The organism is Solirubrobacter ginsenosidimutans (assembly GCF_027587205.1).
Map to the genome: position 1 here is coordinate 1 of NZ_JAPDOD010000056.1, position 16,193 is coordinate 16,193.

The 16,193-nt window shown below is 71.7% G+C and carries 12 protein-coding genes; 2 read left to right on the top strand and 10 right to left on the bottom strand.

What is annotated here, in order from left to right; genetic code table 11:
- The 3 genes from OM076_RS37160 to alaS form a co-directional block, all read right to left on the bottom strand.
- Positions 1-4,025 (bottom strand): coiled-coil domain-containing protein (locus OM076_RS37160; RefSeq protein WP_270045239.1); only part of this gene is annotated, 4,025 nt, incomplete at its 3' end.
- 19 nt (positions 4,026-4,044) lie between these two features.
- Positions 4,045-4,452: a Holliday junction resolvase RuvX gene (gene ruvX, locus OM076_RS37165; protein WP_270045240.1), complete on the bottom strand. Its 408-nt coding sequence runs from the start codon at positions 4,450-4,452 to the stop codon at positions 4,045-4,047.
- A complete protein-coding gene (alaS, locus tag OM076_RS37170) occupies positions 4,453-7,086 on the bottom strand; it encodes an alanine--tRNA ligase (protein WP_270045241.1) in 2,634 nt (877 codons plus the stop codon).
- Positions 7,087-7,113: 27 nt separating this feature from the next.
- On the opposite strand from alaS, the gene OM076_RS37175 reads away from it, so the two are divergent.
- On the top strand, positions 7,114-7,632 hold the full coding sequence (locus OM076_RS37175; RefSeq protein ID WP_270045242.1) for an NUDIX domain-containing protein: 519 nt from the start codon (positions 7,114-7,116) through the stop codon (positions 7,630-7,632).
- A gap of 2 nt (positions 7,633-7,634) precedes the next feature.
- On the opposite strand, the gene OM076_RS37180 is transcribed toward OM076_RS37175, so the two are convergent.
- Genes OM076_RS37180 through OM076_RS37190 form a run of 3 tightly spaced genes read right to left on the bottom strand, consistent with a single transcriptional unit; the run spans position 7,635 to position 10,624 of the window.
- Positions 7,635-8,102, bottom strand: a complete 468-nt coding sequence (locus OM076_RS37180) for a hypothetical protein (RefSeq protein ID WP_270045243.1) — start codon at positions 8,100-8,102, stop codon at positions 7,635-7,637.
- A complete protein-coding gene (mnmA, locus tag OM076_RS37185; protein ID WP_270045244.1) occupies positions 8,099-9,532 on the bottom strand; it encodes a tRNA 2-thiouridine(34) synthase MnmA in 1,434 nt (477 codons plus the stop codon). Before mnmA ends, OM076_RS37180 begins: the two co-directional genes overlap by 4 nt.
- A gap of 12 nt (positions 9,533-9,544) precedes the next feature.
- The gene (locus tag OM076_RS37190) at positions 9,545-10,624 is read right to left on the bottom strand and encodes a hypothetical protein (RefSeq protein WP_270045245.1); all 1,080 of its coding nucleotides are present in this window, start codon (positions 10,622-10,624) and stop codon (positions 9,545-9,547) included.
- A 184-nt stretch (positions 10,625-10,808) separates the two neighbouring features.
- Between OM076_RS37190 and OM076_RS37195 the strand changes: the two genes are divergently transcribed.
- Positions 10,809-12,170 carry a hypothetical protein gene (locus OM076_RS37195; protein ID WP_270045246.1) on the top strand — a complete coding sequence of 454 codons (1,362 nt, stop codon included), beginning with the start codon at positions 10,809-10,811 and terminating at the stop codon, positions 12,168-12,170.
- Here the strand turns inward: OM076_RS37195 and aspS are convergent.
- From aspS to OM076_RS37215, 4 genes are read right to left on the bottom strand one after another with little or no spacing between them, the layout of a single operon-like run.
- Entirely contained in the window at positions 12,160-13,941 is a 1,782-nt protein-coding gene (gene aspS, locus OM076_RS37200) for an aspartate--tRNA ligase (protein ID WP_270045247.1), read from the bottom strand. The two genes, OM076_RS37195 and aspS, sit on opposite strands and share 11 nt — an antisense overlap.
- Positions 13,938-15,179, bottom strand: a complete 1,242-nt coding sequence (gene hisS / locus OM076_RS37205; protein ID WP_270045248.1) for a histidine--tRNA ligase — start codon at positions 15,177-15,179, stop codon at positions 13,938-13,940. The genes aspS and hisS overlap by 4 nt, the downstream gene beginning before the upstream one ends.
- A complete protein-coding gene (locus OM076_RS37210; RefSeq protein WP_270045249.1) occupies positions 15,176-15,817 on the bottom strand; it encodes an MBL fold metallo-hydrolase in 642 nt (213 codons plus the stop codon). The genes hisS and OM076_RS37210 overlap by 4 nt, the downstream gene beginning before the upstream one ends.
- A 2-nt stretch (positions 15,818-15,819) precedes the next feature.
- On the bottom strand, positions 15,820-16,188 hold the full coding sequence (locus tag OM076_RS37215; RefSeq protein WP_270045250.1) for a hypothetical protein: 369 nt from the start codon (positions 16,186-16,188) through the stop codon (positions 15,820-15,822).
- Positions 16,189-16,193 lie beyond the last annotated feature (5 nt).

Here is a 16,193-nt window from a genome sequence, read left to right on the forward strand (position 1 = left end):
AGCTCGGCGACCTCGTCGCGCGCGGCGAGACCGTCGACGCGGGCGCGCAGCTCGTCGAGCTCATCACGGCCGGCGACGTCGTCGCGCGAAGCGAGGCCCTCGAGGTGGGAACGCAGCTCGGCGACCTCGTCGCGCGCGGCGAGACCGTCGACGCGGGCGCGCAGCTCGTCGAGCTCACCGCGGCCGGCGACGTCGTCGCGCGAAGCGAGCCCCTCGAGGTGGGAACGCAGCTCGGCGACTTCGTCGCGCCCGGCGAGGGAGTCGATCCGGCCGCGCAGGTCGGCGAGGCCTTCGAGGCGCGAACGCAGCTCGTGGACCTCGTCACCGGAGGCGAGATCGTCGATCCGGGCGGCGAGCGAGTCGTGGGCGAGATCGAGGCGCTGATGGAGCTCGGCGACGTCGTCGCTCGCGGCGAGGCCGTCGACGCGGCGGCGCAGCTCGGAGAGCTCGTCGCTCGCCGGCAGTGCGTCGATGCGGGCGTGCAGCGCGGCGAGCTCGTCGTTGGAGACGGTGCCGTCGATCCGGCGGGCGAGCGCTTCGACCTCGTCGCGGCGGGCGAGCTCGTCGCGCACACCCGCGAACTCGCGGCTCGCATCGCCGAGGACGGCGATCCGTGCGTGCAGCGCGGCGATCTGGCGCTGGGTGTCGCCGACGAGGCTCTGGACCTCGCGCTCGACGGTCTCCTGGTCGGCGACGCGCTCGGCGACCTGCTCCTGCTGGTTGAGCTGCAGGCGCAGCTCGGCCAGGGCGCGGCGCAGCTCGGCGACCTCGGCCGGAACGGCACTCGTCTCGCTCTGGAGCTGGGCGACCTGGTCGGCGAGCGACGCGTGGCCCGCGACGAACGCGCTCAGCGACGCGATCTGGCCCGCGGCGGCGTCCTGCCGGGCGACGGCTTCGCGCAGCTCGGCGACTTCGGCGGCCGCCGAGTCGTGGCGGGCGACGGCCTCGCGCAGCGCCGCGAGCTCAGAGGCGTGGGCGATGTCGCCCGATGCGGACTCCTGGCGCTCGACGGCCTCGCGCAGCGCCGCGACCATCGCGGAGAGCGCCTCGTGGCGCGCGACGGTGTCACCGGAGGTGGACTCGTGGCGCGCGACCGCGTCGCGCAGCGCCGGCAGCTCCCGCGCGGCGTCCTCATGGCGCGCGACCGTCTCGCGCAGCTCCGCGAGCTCACCGGCTGCGTCCTCATGGCGGGTAACCGCCTCGCGCAGCGCCGCAAGCTCGTCGCCGTCGGCGTCACGTCGTGCGACGGCCTCACGCAGCTCCGCGATCTCGCCGGCAGCGCCCTCGTGGCGCGTAACCGCGTCACGCAGCTCCGCGAGCTCACCGGCGGCGCCCTCATGGCGCGCAACCGTCTCACGCAGCGCCGCAAGCTCGCCGCCGTCGGCGTCACGTCGTGCGACGGCCTCACGCAGCTCCGCGATCTCGCCGGCGGCGCCCTCATGGCGGGCCACGGTCTCGCGCAGCGCGAAGATCTCATCCGCCGCGGCCTCTTGACGCGCGACCGCATCGCGCAGCGCCGCGATCTCGCCGGCCGCCGACTCCGTGCGCGCTCGCAGCTCGTCCGCGTCGGCCTCACGGCGCGCGGCAGCCTCGCGCAGCCCCGCAACCTCACCCGCGGTCTCCTCGTGGCGCGCGACCGTCTCACGCAGCGCGGCGAGCTCATCCGTTGCCGCCTCATGGCGCGCGATGGCCTCGCGCAGCGTCGCGATCTCACTCGCGGCCGCCTCCTGGCGGGAAACCGCCTCGCGGACCGCGGCGACGTCGCCCGCCGCCTCGCGCAGCGCAGCGATCTCGCCCGTCACGGCCTCGTGGCGCGCGACGGCCTCACGCAGCGCGAAGATCTCATCCGCCGCGGCCTCGTGGCGGGCGACCTGCTCACGCAGCGCGGCGACGTCGGCCAGCGCCTCGCGGAACTCGGCGAACTGCGCCGTCACCGACTCCTGGCGCTCGACGGCCGCCCGCAGCTCGGCCACGTCGCCGGCGGCGGCGCCGCCACCCGCGACGGCCTCGCGCAGAGCCGCGACCATCCCGGACAGCGCGTCGTGGCGCGCGGCGGTGTCGCCCGCGGCGGACTCGTGGCGGGCAACCGCCTCGCGCAGCGTCGCGATGTCGCCCGCGGCGGCCTGGTTGCGCTCGACCAGCTCGCGCAACGCATCGACGTCCGACGCGGCGGCAAGGTCCGCGGAGGCGGCCTCGTGGCGCTCGAGCGTCTCGCGCAGCGCAGCGACCTCGGCGGCGGCCTCCTCCTGGCGCGTCAGCGACTCGCGCAGTGCGGCGACATCGGCCACCGCGGAGCGCAGCTCGGCGACGTCGCCCTGGTTCTCGACCGCCTCGCGCAGCGCCGCGACCATCGCCGACAGCGCCTCGTGGCGCGCGACGGTGTCGCCGGCGGCGGACTCGTGGCGCGCGACGGCCTCACGCAGGACATCGAGGTCCCCGAGGGCGGAGGAGGTGCGCGCGACGTCCTCGCGCAGCGCGGCGATCTCGGCGCCGCGCGCCTCGTGGCGCTCGACGACCTCACGCAGCGAAGCAAGCTCACCCGCGAGGTCCTGCTCGCGCATCGCCTCGACACGGGCGCGGAGCGTCTCGGCGTCGCGGGTCAGGTCGTCCAGGCGGCGGCGATCGTCGCCGGCCAGCCCTTGGGCGGCGGCGCGCTCGACGGTGACGGCGGAGAGCTGCTCGCGGACGGCGTCGGCGCCGCGCTGCACCTGCTCGACGCGCTCCAAAGCGGCCGACAACTCGGCGCGCGAGGCCTCTCGTTCCCGCTCGCGTTCGCGCTCCAGGCGCTCCAGCGTCGCGGCGAGCTCCTCACGGGCGACTTGTGCGGCCTCCTCGTGCTCGGCGCGCAGCGTCTCCAGCTGGGACGAGACGTCGGCGCCGCCGAGACGGGCCTCGAAGCGGCGGGCGGACTCGGCGATCGCGTCGACCGCGCGCTTCTCGGCGGCGGCGACGGCGTCGGCCAGGCGGCCGTCGGCGCGCGCCTCGGCGGAAGCGCGGTCGCGCTCGAACTGGTCCAGGCGGGCGGCCAGCCGGGCCGAGGCGGCCTCGGCGTTCGCCAGCGCCTGGCGTCCGGAATCGTCGTGCTGCGCCCGCTCGAGCCGCTCCAGGCGGGCGAGCTGCTCGTGGCGGTCGAGCTCGGACGGCACGCCGGACAGCGCACGCTGGATCTCGCCGCGCAGCGCTTCGGCGGCGCGGTCGGCGGCCGCGCCACGGCGCTCGGCCTCACGGCGCGCCTCGTCGAGCTGGGCGGGCAGGCCGCCCGCGACGCGCTCGAGCTCGTCGATGCGCTCGACGGCGCTGAGCAGCCGCGCGACGACCGCGGCGGCGTCGTCGAGGTCGCGGAAGTCGCCCTGGATGCCCGGATCGGTGTGCGCGAGCCGCTCTTCGGTCTCCGCGTCGGCGAGCGCGCGCTCGGCCTCGCGGCGGGCGAGCTCGGCCTCGACCCACGGCGTCGCCTGCAGCGGGCGGAAGATGACGAGCGTGCCGGCGGTCCGCCAGCCCTCCCACGGCTGGACCTCGGGCTCGATCGCGGCCTTCAGCGCGCGGACCACGACCGGGTGCTGCTGGCGCATGCGCAGCAGCATCAGGTTCAGCGGCAGCTCGAAGGAGAGGTCCTCGAGGAAGAGCGAGAAGTCGAAGCCCTCGTCGAGCTTGACCGGGACGAAGACGGCCTCCATCGGGAACTCGTCGCCGTCGCCGCGACGGCCGACCAGCTGCACCGAGCCGGAGACGCGCGGCGGCTCGGCGAGGTCGAGGAACTCGCGCCACGCCTGACCCGCGGGCGGCAGCGTGCCGCCGATCAGCGAGGCGAAGAAGTTCTGCCCGAGGATGGACTCGGACGGCTGATCGAAGAGCAGCTCCGCCGGCTCGGACCACTTGGAGACCGATCCCTGGCCGTCGGTGAGGACGAAGTACCCGTTGACGATCTGGCGCAGGATCGCGTCGAGGGCGTCGACGGGGCCCGCTGCCGCTTCCGCCATCACGGCGTCGGCCGTGTTGGATGGCGGGTTGGTCAGGGGGTTCATCGAGGAGGTCTCCGGAGGGTCAGGCTTGCGGCGGGTTCTCCTCTCTAATCGGCAGGCGTAGCCATTCGTCCAATAGGGTTGCCGCCGCACGCGAGTCGAGCGATGCTTTTCCGCCCGCTTGGAGCGCCAGCGAAGTCGTGAACCGCTCGTCGTAGAGCTCGACCGGCACGTCGATCGCGCGCGCCAGCCGCTCGGCGAACTCACGCACCTCGATCGTCTGCGCGGAGTCGCGCCCGGAGAGCGAGAGCGGGAGCCCGACGACCACCCGCTCGGCCTCCAGCTCGCGGATCGCCGCCTTCAGCGCCTTGAAGCCGTTCTTGGTCTGAGGCCGCAGCACCGGGTCACGCGGCGTCGCGAGCGTCCCAGAGGGATCGCTGACCGCGACGCCGCAGCGCGCCGAGCCGTAGTCGAGCGCGACGACGCGCACTCAGCCGGCGAGCGCGCGCTCGATCTCGGCGCGCGCCGCGGCCAGGGCGTCCGGCAGCTTGTCCGGGTCCTTGCCGCCCGCCTGGGCCATGTTGTCGCGCCCGCCGCCGCCACCGCCGACCGCCGCCGCCGCGACCTTCACGACCGCGCCGGCCTTGACGCCGCGCGAGATCGCGCCCGGCGTGACGGCCACGAGCAGCGACGCGCGGCCCTCCCCCGGCGCGCCGAGGACGACCACGGCGGGATCGCCGAGCTCGTTCTTCAAGCGGTCCGCCATGTCCGGCAGCGCCTTCGGGTTGGGCACGTTGCGGATCTCGAACACCGCGCGGATCCCGTCGATGTCGACGATCTCCGTCGGCGCGGCCGCGACCGCCGCCGCCGTCGCGCCCGACTCCAGCTGCTTCTCGAGCTCGCGGCGCTTCTTGACCGCCGCCGCGGCGACGTCGGCGACCGCGTCGGGCTGCGTGCGCAGGGCGATCGCGGCGTCGTGCAGGACGCGGTCGTGCTTGCGCAGCAGGCCGATGCCCAGCGGACCGGTGACCGCTTCGATCCGGCGCACGTTGGCGGCGCTGGAGGTCTCCTGCGTGATCTTGAAGACGCCGATCTCGGCCGTGGCGCGCACGTGGGTGCCGCCGCACAGCTCGCGCGACCAGTCGCCGCCGCCCACCTCGACCATCCGCACGACGTCGCCGTACTTCTCGCCGAACAGCGCCATCGCGCCCAGCGACTTCGCCTCGTCCAACGTCGTCGTCAGCGCCCGCACCGGCTGGTTCTCGAGGACCATCGCGTTGACGCGGTCCTCGACCCACGCGCGGTCCTCTTCGCTCAACGGCGAGCCGTGGGTGAAGTCGAAGCGCAGCTTGTCCGGCCCGACGTAGGAGCCGGCCTGGTGGACGTGGGTGCCGAGGCGCTCGCGCAGCGCCGCGTGCAGCAGGTGCGTCGCCGTGTGGTTGCACTCGGTCGCGCGGCGGGCGTGCCGATCGACGCGCGCGAACACCCGCTCGCCGTCGTGCAGCTCGCCGGTCAGCGGCTCGAGCACCAGCGCCTGATCGTCGCCGAGGCGCACGACGTCGACGACCTTGGCGCTGCAGCCGCCGTCCTCGCACTCGATCACGCCGCCGTCGTGGACCTGCCCGCCGCCGGTGGCGTAGAACGGCGACTCGACGAGCTTGGCCAGCACGCGGCCGTTCTCGACCGTCACGCCGGCGATCGCCGTCGTCTGCTCGGTCGTCTCGTAGCCGGTGAAGACCGACGGAGCGCCCGCGGTCGCGGCGAAGGTGCGCAGCTTCTCGCGCACGTCCTCCCCGCCCTCGCGGCCCGCCGAGGCGCGCGCCCGGACGCGCTGCTCCTCCATCAAGGACTCAAAGCCCTGCTCGTCCACGCCCAGCCCGCGCTCCGCGGCCAGCTCCAGCGTGAGGTCGAACGGGAAGCCGAACGTGTCGTGCAGCTTGAAGGCCTCGTCGGCGCCGATGCCCTCCTCGCCGTTGGCGGCGGCACGCGCGATCACGTCGTCGAGCATCTTCAGGCCGGACTCGAGGGTGCGGTTGAACGCCTCCTCCTCGTTGCGCAGCCACATGTCGACGGTGTCGGCCTGCTCCAGCAGCTCGCCGTAGTGGGCGCCCATCGTCTCGCGGACGACTTCCGCGTAGCGCGGCAGGAAGCCCGGCGCGATGCCGATCCGCCGCCCCTGGACGATCGCGCGGCGCATCAGGCGGCGCAGCACGTAGCCGCGGTCCTCGTTGGACGGGACGACGCCGTCGGCGATCAGGAACGACATCCCGCGGGTGTGGTCGGCGAGGACGCGCAGCGCGCGGTCGACGTCCTCCGACGAGCCGGCGGCCTTGCCCGAGAGCTCCTCGCCCAGCTTGATCAGCGGGATGAACTGGTCCGTGTCGAACACGCTCGTGACGCCCTGGAGGATCGCCGCGAGCCGGTTGAGGCCGAGGCCGGTGTCGATGTTCTGCGCCGGCAGCGGCGTCAGCGTGTTCACCGGGTTCTGCTCGAACTGCATGAAGACGAGGTTCCAATACTCGAGGAACCGCTCGTTCTCGCCGCCGGGAAGATCATCTTCCTTACCGAACGCGAGGCCGCGATCGAGGTAGAGCTCGCTGCAGGGACCGCAGGGACCGGTCGGGCCGGCCTGCCAGAAGTTCTCCGAGCGCGGGCACTCGACGATCCGCTCACGCGGCACCCCGATCTTCAGCCACGCGTCGATCGCCTCCTGGTCCGGGCCGAGACCGAGCTCCTCGTCGCCCTCGAAGACCGTGACCCAGATGTCGTCCGGGTTGAAGCCGAAGCCCTCCAGCGACAGCTCCCAGGCGAACGCGATCGCGCCCTCCTTGAAGTAGTCCCCCATCGAGAAGTTGCCGAGCATCTCGAAGAACGTCAGGTGGCGCGTGGTCAGGCCGACCTGGTCGATGTCCGGCGTGCGGAAGCACTTCTGACAGCTCGTGAGGCGGTGGTGCGGCGGCTTCTCACGGCCCTGGAAGTACGGCTTGAGCGGGTGCATCCCCGCGGTCGTGAGCAGGACCGACGGATCGTGTTCGGCGGGCACCAGCGAACCGGACGCGAGGCGCTTGTGGTCGCGGCTCTCGAAGAAGGTCAGAAAGCGGTTGCGGATCTCGTCGGATGTCACGCCGGTGAGTCTAGGCTGCCGCCCACGATGCGAGTCACCTCGACACGAGTGGTCTACGAGAACCGCTGGATGCGGGTCCACGAGGACCTCACGGAGCTCCCCGACGGCACGCCCGGCCTCTATGGCTGGATCGAGAAACCGGCGTCGGCGATCGTCGTGCCGCTCGAGCAGGACCACGTGTGGCTGGTGCAGCAGTACCGCCACCCGGTCGGCGAGCGCTTCTGGGAGTTCCCGCAGGGCTCGTGGGAGGAGACCGCGCCGGAGTCGGCGGAGGCGCTCGCGCGAGCCGAGCTGATGGAGGAGACCGGGCTGCGGGCCGAGCGTCTGCAGCCGCTCGGCCGGTTGTACTTCGCGTACGGAATCTCCAATCAGCCCGTCGACGTGTGGCGCGCGTCGGACCTCACGGAGGGCGAACGCGCGCTGGAGCACACGGAGCAGGGCCTGATCGCCCGCCGCTTTCAGCGTGCCGAGGTCGAGCGGATGATCGCCGCCAACGAGATCCGCGACGCCGCCTCGGTCGCCGCGTGGCACCTGGCCACGCGCTGACGCTACATCCGCAGGCGGCTCCGCTTCCCGCTGCGCATCTCGTCCTGGATACGGCGGATGCGCTCGTTCTGCGCGTCGTCGGCCTCCTGGTTGATGCGCACCTTCTCCGCCCACACCGCGGTCGACTCGTGGTTCTCGAGCGCCGCCTGCACACGCGGGCGGACCTCGTCGAACAGCGACGCGTACGGCTTGTCCGGATCAGCCATGAGGTATTCCCACGTGAACTCCGGGCCGGCCTGCTCGATCACGCGGACCCAGCCGTTGGAGCCTTCCTCGGCGCCCTCGGCCTCCCACGCGGCGATCATGTAGGCGTACGTCGCCTCGGGGTTCTCGGTGCGAAGGATCTCGTTGTTGCGGGCGACCGGACGGAACGCCGAACCAGCCGCGTTCTTGACGCCGGCGTCCTTGACGGATTGGGGCCAGGCGTCTACGTCGTCCTGTAGGTGTTGGAGCATCTCTTCGCGAGTCATCGTGTGACTATTGTGGCCCACCCGACGATGACGTCCCCCCGCAATAGGCAAGCCGACTGCCCCGGAGCCGCACCGTAGAAGGGTTCAGAGAGTTCCAATTCGAGTTCGCGATGGGTTCCCACAGGCGGGGATCCGGCCACGCGGCAGGGGACTGCGCGGGAGTGGTAGCGCAGCCGGACGGCGTCGACCTCGGCCCCCGGACGGTGCAGGCGAGCGCCACGAACGGCCACGCGGTCGACCGCCAGCTCGGCCCGCGAGCCGACGACGACGCGATTCGCACCCGCCTCGGTCCGCAGCACGTAGAGCGGCTCGACGGCCGCGACGCCCAGCCCCTTGCGCTGGCCGACGGTGAAGTGCTGGAAGCCGTCGTGCTCACCGAGGACCTCCCCGCCCGAGGACACGATCTCCCCAGGGGCGTCTTCCAGGCCGGCGTGCCGCTGCAGGAAGCGGGCCTTGCCGGTCCCGGCGAGGAAGCAGAGATCCTGTGACTCGGCGCGGGTGGCGACCGGCAGCTCGGCCTCGGAGGCCAGCGCCCGCACCTCCGGCTTGGTCAGCTCGGCGAGCGGAAAGCGCATGCGGGCGATCGACTCCGGCGCCAGCGCGGCGAGCATGTAGGTCTGGTCCTTGGCCGGGTCGGCGGCGACCCGCAGCAGCCCGTCCGGCGTGACCCGCGAGTAGTGGCCCGTGGCGAGGTCGGCGGCGCCCAGGCGCGTCGCCATGTCGAGCATCGCGTCGAGCCGGACGTGCCCGTTGCAGCCGACGCACGGGTTCGGCGTCTCCCCCGATCCGTAGCCGTTCAGGAACGGGTCGACGACGCCCGCGCGAAACTCCTCGCGCAGGTCGAGCGTGAAGTGCGGCATGCCCATCCGGTGCGCGACCGAGCGGGCGAGTCGGACCGCGTCGGCCGAGCAGCAGGACGCCGCGGCGTCGTTCTCCTCGTCGCGCCAGAGCTCGAGCGTCACCGCGACGGCCTCGCGCCCGGCGCGGGAGACGAGCAGCGCGGCGACAGCGGAGTCCACCCCACCGCTCATCGCGACCAGCGTCCGGCGGGGATCGAGCGGCACGGCGGCGTCGATGCAGGCGGCGCCCAGGGCTCGGTGCAGCGCGTCCCCGACGAGGTCGGCGGCGTGCAGCTTGCCCGGCGAGAGCCCGCCCAGCTCCGCGGCGATCTCGCGCGTTCCCACCCGCCCGGCCTCGAGCAGCAGCTCGCCTGAGACGAGCGTCACGGCCGCGCTGGCGGCCGCGGTGAGTGCGCCGCAGCCCTCGGCATCGAACCCGGCCTCGACGACGCGGTCGCCCGCCACGCGGACGGAGATCCGCACGAGGTCGCCGCACAGCACGCCGCCGGCGTGCCCGTCGAAACCCCCGGAAAGCACGACGCCGCGCCCCATGGGCGCGGCGAGGTGTTCAGTGAAGCGCTCGCGGTCCATCGACCGCAGATTCTATTTGGCGCGATTGATGGCGCAGGCGGTCGCGCCGAGGTCGTTCGCTTTCTTGTCGAACGTCCGCCAGGCCTTGCGCTCGTCCGCCGTGTAGTGGATGGCGACATCGTCGTAGATCGACTTCGACTTGCCGGCCTTCACGAACTTCCGAAGCAGCTTGATGTCGATGTCCGTCGCCTTCAGGAATGTGGTCTTGAAGCTCTTGAACTTGGCGGGAGCGGCCAGACGCTTGATGCCACTGCGGTAGTCGACCGTGAGTGCCAGGGCGCGCTTGTAGGACTTGACCCGTGCGGGCCGGCCCGGGACCGTCGGGCCCGACCACCGCTCCTGGCGGGTGTTCTGGTCGGTGCACAGCGAGTTGATGTCGCGCAGGTACGCGTTCGTGTGATTCGGCTGGATGCTGGCGCGACGCGCGTCGGCGATCACCTGATTGATCGACACCGTGTCGGCGTAGCCGGTGAGGACCGAGCCCTTCAGGTCGCGGTCGATGACGACGATCGTCGGGCTCTGCGTGACGCCGAGGTCATTGACGAGCGCGCCGTAGGTCGAGAGCTTGTCGAGCGCCACCTGCTTGACGACGACCTCGCCGTCGTAGCGGTTGGCCTTCTTGAGCTCGTTGCGGACGTAGCGGTCGTCGTCGGCGAGGGGGCGCCACGGCTTGGCGTCCTCCGACAGCACGCCGAGCACGAGCACCTTGCGCTCCTTCAGCGCGGCGGAGACGTCCTTCGGAAGCTTGGCGAGCGCCTCAGCCGGGACCGCGGCGATCGGGGCGGGCTGGGACTTGACGTCCGGAGCGGACGTCGTCGCCTTGCTGCCGGCGACGGCGGTCGCGGCGGGCGCGGCGGTGGTCGCGGTGGACCCGCCCGCGACCTTCTTGGCCGCCTCGACGGCACGGCCGAGGCCGGTCTGCGGCGTCGACACCGGAGGCGCGGTGGTGGTGGTGGATGTCGTCAGCGGCGGGACGGCCGGCTCGCTCTTCGGACGCAGGAGCGTGAACCAGGCAGCAAGGAACACGACGGCGCCGATGAGAATGATGCGGACGGGCTGGGAGATCTGGCTCACGAACCAGTGAATCGGCATCTCGCAGCCCGAGGTTGAGTCACATGGGGTGCCGACCCGACCCTGGACGCACATTCGGTCGAAATCTGGCGCGCATCGACTAGGTTGCTGAACCATGGTCCACCGTTTCGCCCTGGCTTGTGTAGTTCTGGCTTGTCTACCGACCGCCGCCGCGGCCGCAGCTCCTCCGAAGACCACCGTCACGGTGCCGCCGCCGCCGCGCACCGACTGGTTCTCACCTCCGACGATCGAGTGGCAGGCCGACCAGCCAGCCACCTTCCAGTGCAGTGATTGGACCCGCAAGACGTGGACCGCGTGCGTCTCGCCGTACGTTCCCGCGCGTGGCGAGATCGGCGGCCAGGACCTGTACGTGCGCGCGGTCGGCTCCGACGGCAGCACGGAGGCGAACCCGGTGCACATCTTCTGGGTCGCAGATTTCCCCCAGGATGCGGTGACCGAGGAATCGGCGATCACGGGCACCTTCGAGCCGGGCCACCAACTGACGTGCTCCGAGGGCCGATACACGTTCCCCGTGGCTGCGCCGTTCGTGTTCGAGTGGACACGCAACGGGAATCCGATCGGGACGGGCCAGACCTACACGGTGACCCAAGCCGACGTCGGCGCGCAGGTCTTCTGCGGCCTTCGGATCTACTACACGCCGGACCGATTCATCTATTGGTTCGGCGATCCGTACCCCGCCGAGCCGAGTTCCGACGTGCCGGTGACCGAGCCCTGTACGAGTTCAGAAGCCGCGACGCGCCACGCGGTCGACCCTGCGGGCGACGGGCTGGACAACGACATCACCGACATCTGGGCTCGGACGGACGACCACTGCGGCTTCGAGCTGACGCTGGGGCTCAACACGTTCTGGGATGGCGTCTACCAGAACTTCTACCTCAACTCGGACGGAAGCCCGTCGACCGGTGATCCGTCACACGCCGGGGCCGATCGCCGGTTCCGCATCTTTCGGGCCGCCGACGGCCAGCGCGTCGAGCTCGCCTGGTGGAACGACGCCGCGCTGGACTGGGCGGTCGCGCGCAAACTCCCCTACACCTGGGATCCGGCGGGGAAGCAGCTCAGCTTCGGCGCGTCGTTCGACGATCTCGGGCTCAAGCCGCACACGATCGCGCGGATGGCCTTCGACACCTTCACAGACACGGCCGAGCTGACGTTCCCGGTGACGCCGAGCGACGAGCCGCCCACTCCGACCCCCACCCCCACCCCGACCCCGACCCCGACGCCGACGCCGACCCCGACACCGACGGGAACGGACACCGGCGGCACGACCCGGATCACCGGTCACATCGCCAGGCTGAACGGGACGCCGCACCTCACGGGCAAGGCGAGAGTCGGCAAGCGCCTGACCTGCAAGGCGGGCACCTGGAGCGGCGCGCCGAAGCTCAGCTACGCGTGGAAGCGCAGCGGCAAGGCGATCAAGGGCCAGAAGCAGCAGACCTACACGGTGCGCAAGGCCGACCGCGGAAAGCGGTTGAGCTGCGCCGTCACCGGGACCAACGCGGGTGGGACGAAGACCGTCACCACCCGCGCGGTGCGCGTCAAGAAGTAGGCGGCGGGACCGTCAACCGAACCCCCACCTCGGCGAGCTGTGCCGCGTCCACCGCGGCCGGCGCGCCGGTGAGGGGGTCCGAGCCCGAAGCGGTCTTCGGGAAGGCGATCACGTCGCGGATCGAGTCGCGGTTGGCGAGGATCGCCACGATCCGGTCGATGCCGAGCGCGAGGCCGCCGTGCGGCGGCGCGCCGTATTTGAGCGCGTCCAGCAGGAACCCGAAGCGCGACTGGGCCTCCTCCTCGGAGATCCCGAGCGCGGTGAAGACCTGCTGCTGGACCTCGGGGCGGTTGATACGGATCGACCCGCCGCCGATCTCGGAGCCGTCGAGGACGATGTCGTAGGCGCGCGAGCGCAGCGACCCCGGGTCCTCGAACGAGCCCAGCGGCGCCGTGAACGGGTGATGGAGCGCGTCCCAGCGCTGCTCGCCCGCGTTCCACTCGAACATCGGGAAGTCGACCACCCACAGCAGCTCGTGGCGGCCTTCGGGGATCAGGTCGTAGCGGCGCGCGATCTCCAGCCGCAACTCGCCGAGCGAGACGGCGGCGACGTTCGGGTTGGCGTCGGCCACGATGCAGAGCAGGTCGCCGGCCTTGGCTCCGAGCACGCCCTCGATGGCGGATCGGTCGGCGTCGCTCAGCGCCTTCGCCGCGGGCGAGCGCCACGTGCCGTCCTCCTGGACGACCGCCCACACGAGCCCGCCGGCGCCGTAGCGCTTGACGACCTCGGTCAGCTGGTCGGCGACGGCGCGGGTCGCCTCGCGCGCACCCGCGTTGAAGCCGCGGACGACGCCGCCGCCCTCGAGCACGCCCTTGAAGACCCGGAACTCGGTGTCCTTGACGGCGTCGGCGAGATCGGCGATCTCCAGGCCGAAGCGCAGGTCCGGCTTGTCGGAGCCGTACTTGAGCATCGCCTCGTCGTAGCCCATGCGGCGCCACGGCGCGGGCGGCGCCGGGAAGTTCGCGGCCTCGAAGACGCGGGTGAGCAGGCCCTCGATCGTGGTGAGGACGTCCTCCTCCTCGACGAAGCCCATCTCGAGGTCCAGCTGCGTGAATTCGGGCTGGCGGTCGGCGCGCAGATCCTCGTCGCGGAAGCAGCGCGCGATCTGGTAGTAGCGCTCGTATCCGCTCATCATCAAAAGCTGTTTGAACAATTGGGGCGACTGCGGCAAGGCGTAAAACGCCCCCGGGGTCAGTCGCGACGGCACGAGGAAATCGCGCGCGCCCTCGGGCGTCGAGCGCGTCAGGATCGGCGTCTCGATCTCGAGGAAGTCGTTCGCGTTGAGGTAGTCGCGGATCGCCCGGTTGGTCGTGTGGCGCATGACCATCGCGTCGCGCATGTTCTCGCGGCGCAGGTCGAGCATCCGGTTGCGCAGGCGGATCATCTCGTCCACCGGCCCGTCCTCGTCGATCGCGAACGGCGGCGTCAGCGACTCGGCCAGGTGCTCGGCGTCGGTGACCGACAGTTCGATCTCGCCCGTGGCCAGGTTCGGGTTGACGTTGCCCTCCTCGCGCCGGACGATCTCGCCGGCGGCGGATACGACGTGCTCGGGCCGCAGGCGCTGCGCCAGAGCATGCGCCTCGGGCGAGGTCTCCGGGTGGAAGACGAGCTGGACGATGCCGGAGCGGTCGCGGAGGTCGATGAACACCAGGCCGCCGTGGTCGCGCCGGCGGTGGACCCAGCCGGCCACGCGCACGTTCTCGCCGACACGTCCGGCGTCGAGCTCACCGGCCCAGGCGTCACGGTACGGGTTCGCGCGTGGAGGTCTCAAATCTGTCCCCTGATGTGGTGCATGACGGACTCGGGCGCGACGAGTTTGTCCTCACCGCCGTCGCGGTCGCGAAGCTGGACGCCTTCGTCGCCGAAGATGGCAACGTAGCGGGCGCGGGTGCGTGACGCCTGCTTGAGCTGGCCCTTGAGGCTGCGGCCGGCGAGTTCGAGTCTTGCCGTGTGGCCGGCGCGGCGGGCGTCGGCGGCCAGGCGGAACGCGGCCTCCTTGTGCCCAGGCTCGTAGGCCACGTAGAGCTCGACCGGAAGCTCGACCGGCGGCGGTTGCGTGGACGCCATGAGCATCCGCTCGACGCCCGCCGCCCAGCCGATCCCAGGCGTGGGCGGCCCGCCGATCGCCTCGGCGAGGCCGTCGTAGCGGCCACCGCCGCCGAGCGTGTTCTGCGCCGCTTCCAGCGCACCCGACTGGAACTCGAAGAGCGTGCGCGTGTAGTAGTCCAGACCGCGCACGAGTGTCGTGTCGACGGTGTAGGAGAGATCCGAGGCGCGCAGCAGGTCCTGGACCTCGGCGAAGTGGTCGAGGTCCTCCTGCGGCAGCCGGTCGATCAGCCGCGGGGCCTTGGCCATCACCCGTTGCGTGGGTTCGTGCTTGGCGTCGAAGGCGCGCAGCGGGTTGAGGTCGATCCGGTCGATCACCTCGCGGCTGAGCTGATCCTCGTTCGCCCGCAGGTACGCGATCAGCTCCTCGCGGTAGGCCGCGCGGGATTCGGGCTGGCCGAGGCTGGCGAGCACGAGGTGGACGTCGCGCGCCCCGATCGCCTCGAGCAGCTCGGCCAGCAGCAGGATGACCTCCGCGTCCACGGCCGGGTCGGCGGACCCGATGGCCTCGACGCCGATCTGCCAGAACTGGCGGAACCGGCCGGCCTGCGGGCGTTCGTAGCGGAAGAACTGCGAGAGATACCAGAGCTTGACCGGCTGCGGCTCCTTGTGCAGGCCGTGCTCGAGATAGGCGCGGACGACGGGCGCGGTGCCCTCCGGGCGCAGCGTCAGGCTGTCGCCGCTGCCGTCCTGAAGCGTGTACATCTCCTTCTGGACGACGTCCGTCGCCTCCCCCACCGTGCGGCTGAAGAGGTGGGTCGCCTCGAAGGTGGGCGTCTCGATGCGGCCGTAGCCCGCCGCGCCGAGGAGCTTGGCGGCGGTGTGCTCGAGGCGGGCGCGCTCGTCCGCCAGTGAAGGCAGCACGTCATACGTGCCGCGCGGCGCCTGGATCTTCTTCGTCACCGGTGGGCGAGTTCGCGCAGGAATGGGTTGCTCGCCCGCTCGGCGCCGAGCGTCGTCGGCCCCATGTGGCCGGGCAGCACGCCGGTGTCGTCGGGCAGCGTGTCGAGCAGCTTCGCGATCGAGTCCAGCAGCGTCTGGTGATCGGCGCCGGGCAGGTCGGTGCGGCCGATCGAGTTCTCAAAGAGCACGTCGCCGGAGAACATCGCCTTCTCCGCCGGGATCGAGTAGGTCACGTGGTCGCGGCTGTGGCCGGGCGTGCCGATGACGTCGATCTCGAAGCCGGCGAGCTGGAGCTTGTCGCCGTCCTTGACGGTCTTCTCGGGCGAATAGGACTCGAACGGCCCGAAGCCCGGGAAGCGCATGTGGGCGTTGATGTCCTCGAGGATGAAGACCTCGCCCTCGGGGCAGTAGACCGGCGCGCCGGTGCGGCGCGCCATCTCGGCCACCGCGCCGACGTGGTCGAAGTGGCAGTGGGTGATCAGGATCGCCTCGACGGTCGCGCCCAGGTCGTCCAGCGCGGTCGTCAGCGTGTCCGGCTCGTCGCCCGGATCGATCAGGATCGCCTTTTCGGCACCTTCGAGGCGAGCGATCCAGGTGTTCTCCTGGACCGGCCCGACTGTCAGCCAGCGCGCCTCCATGGCTACTTCTTCGCCGCTCCCTGGCGTTTGAGCATGCGCGCGTACACCCACTTGTCGGTGGTGTAGGCGAGCGGCGTGTAGATCACCAGGGCCAGCAGGGACAGGAACAGGCCCTGCTGGATGCTGGCGCCGTTGCCGAGGATCCCCACCTGGGTGAGCACGAAGAGCAGGACGGCCATCGCGCCGGCCTTCAGCGCGGCGCTGTTCCAGGAGGGCGGCTTGGACTGGCGCCGCTCGCGCGCGGACAGCTGCCCGGCCTTCTTCTGCTCCTCCGCGGTGGGCTTACGGCCGGTGCGGCCGCGTGCCTCGATCGAACCGGCGGCGTTCCCGCGGTGCTTGGTCGTCCGCTTCTTGCGCTTCGTCTGGGCCATTGCCT

Coding starts and splice junctions, on each gene's coding strand:
- OM076_RS37175 (WP_270045242.1), top strand. CDS start 7,114: ATGCGAGTCACCTCGACACGAGTGGTCTACGAGAACCGCTGGATGCGG.
- OM076_RS37180 (WP_270045243.1), bottom strand. CDS start 8,102: ATGACTCGCGAAGAGATGCTCCAACACCTACAGGACGACGTAGACGCC.
- OM076_RS37210 (WP_270045249.1), bottom strand. CDS start 15,817: ATGGAGGCGCGCTGGCTGACAGTCGGGCCGGTCCAGGAGAACACCTGG.
- OM076_RS37215 (WP_270045250.1), bottom strand. CDS start 16,188: ATGGCCCAGACGAAGCGCAAGAAGCGGACGACCAAGCACCGCGGGAAC.
- mnmA (WP_270045244.1), bottom strand. CDS start 9,532: ATGGACCGCGAGCGCTTCACTGAACACCTCGCCGCGCCCATGGGGCGC.
- OM076_RS37190 (WP_270045245.1), bottom strand. CDS start 10,624: ATGCCGATTCACTGGTTCGTGAGCCAGATCTCCCAGCCCGTCCGCATC.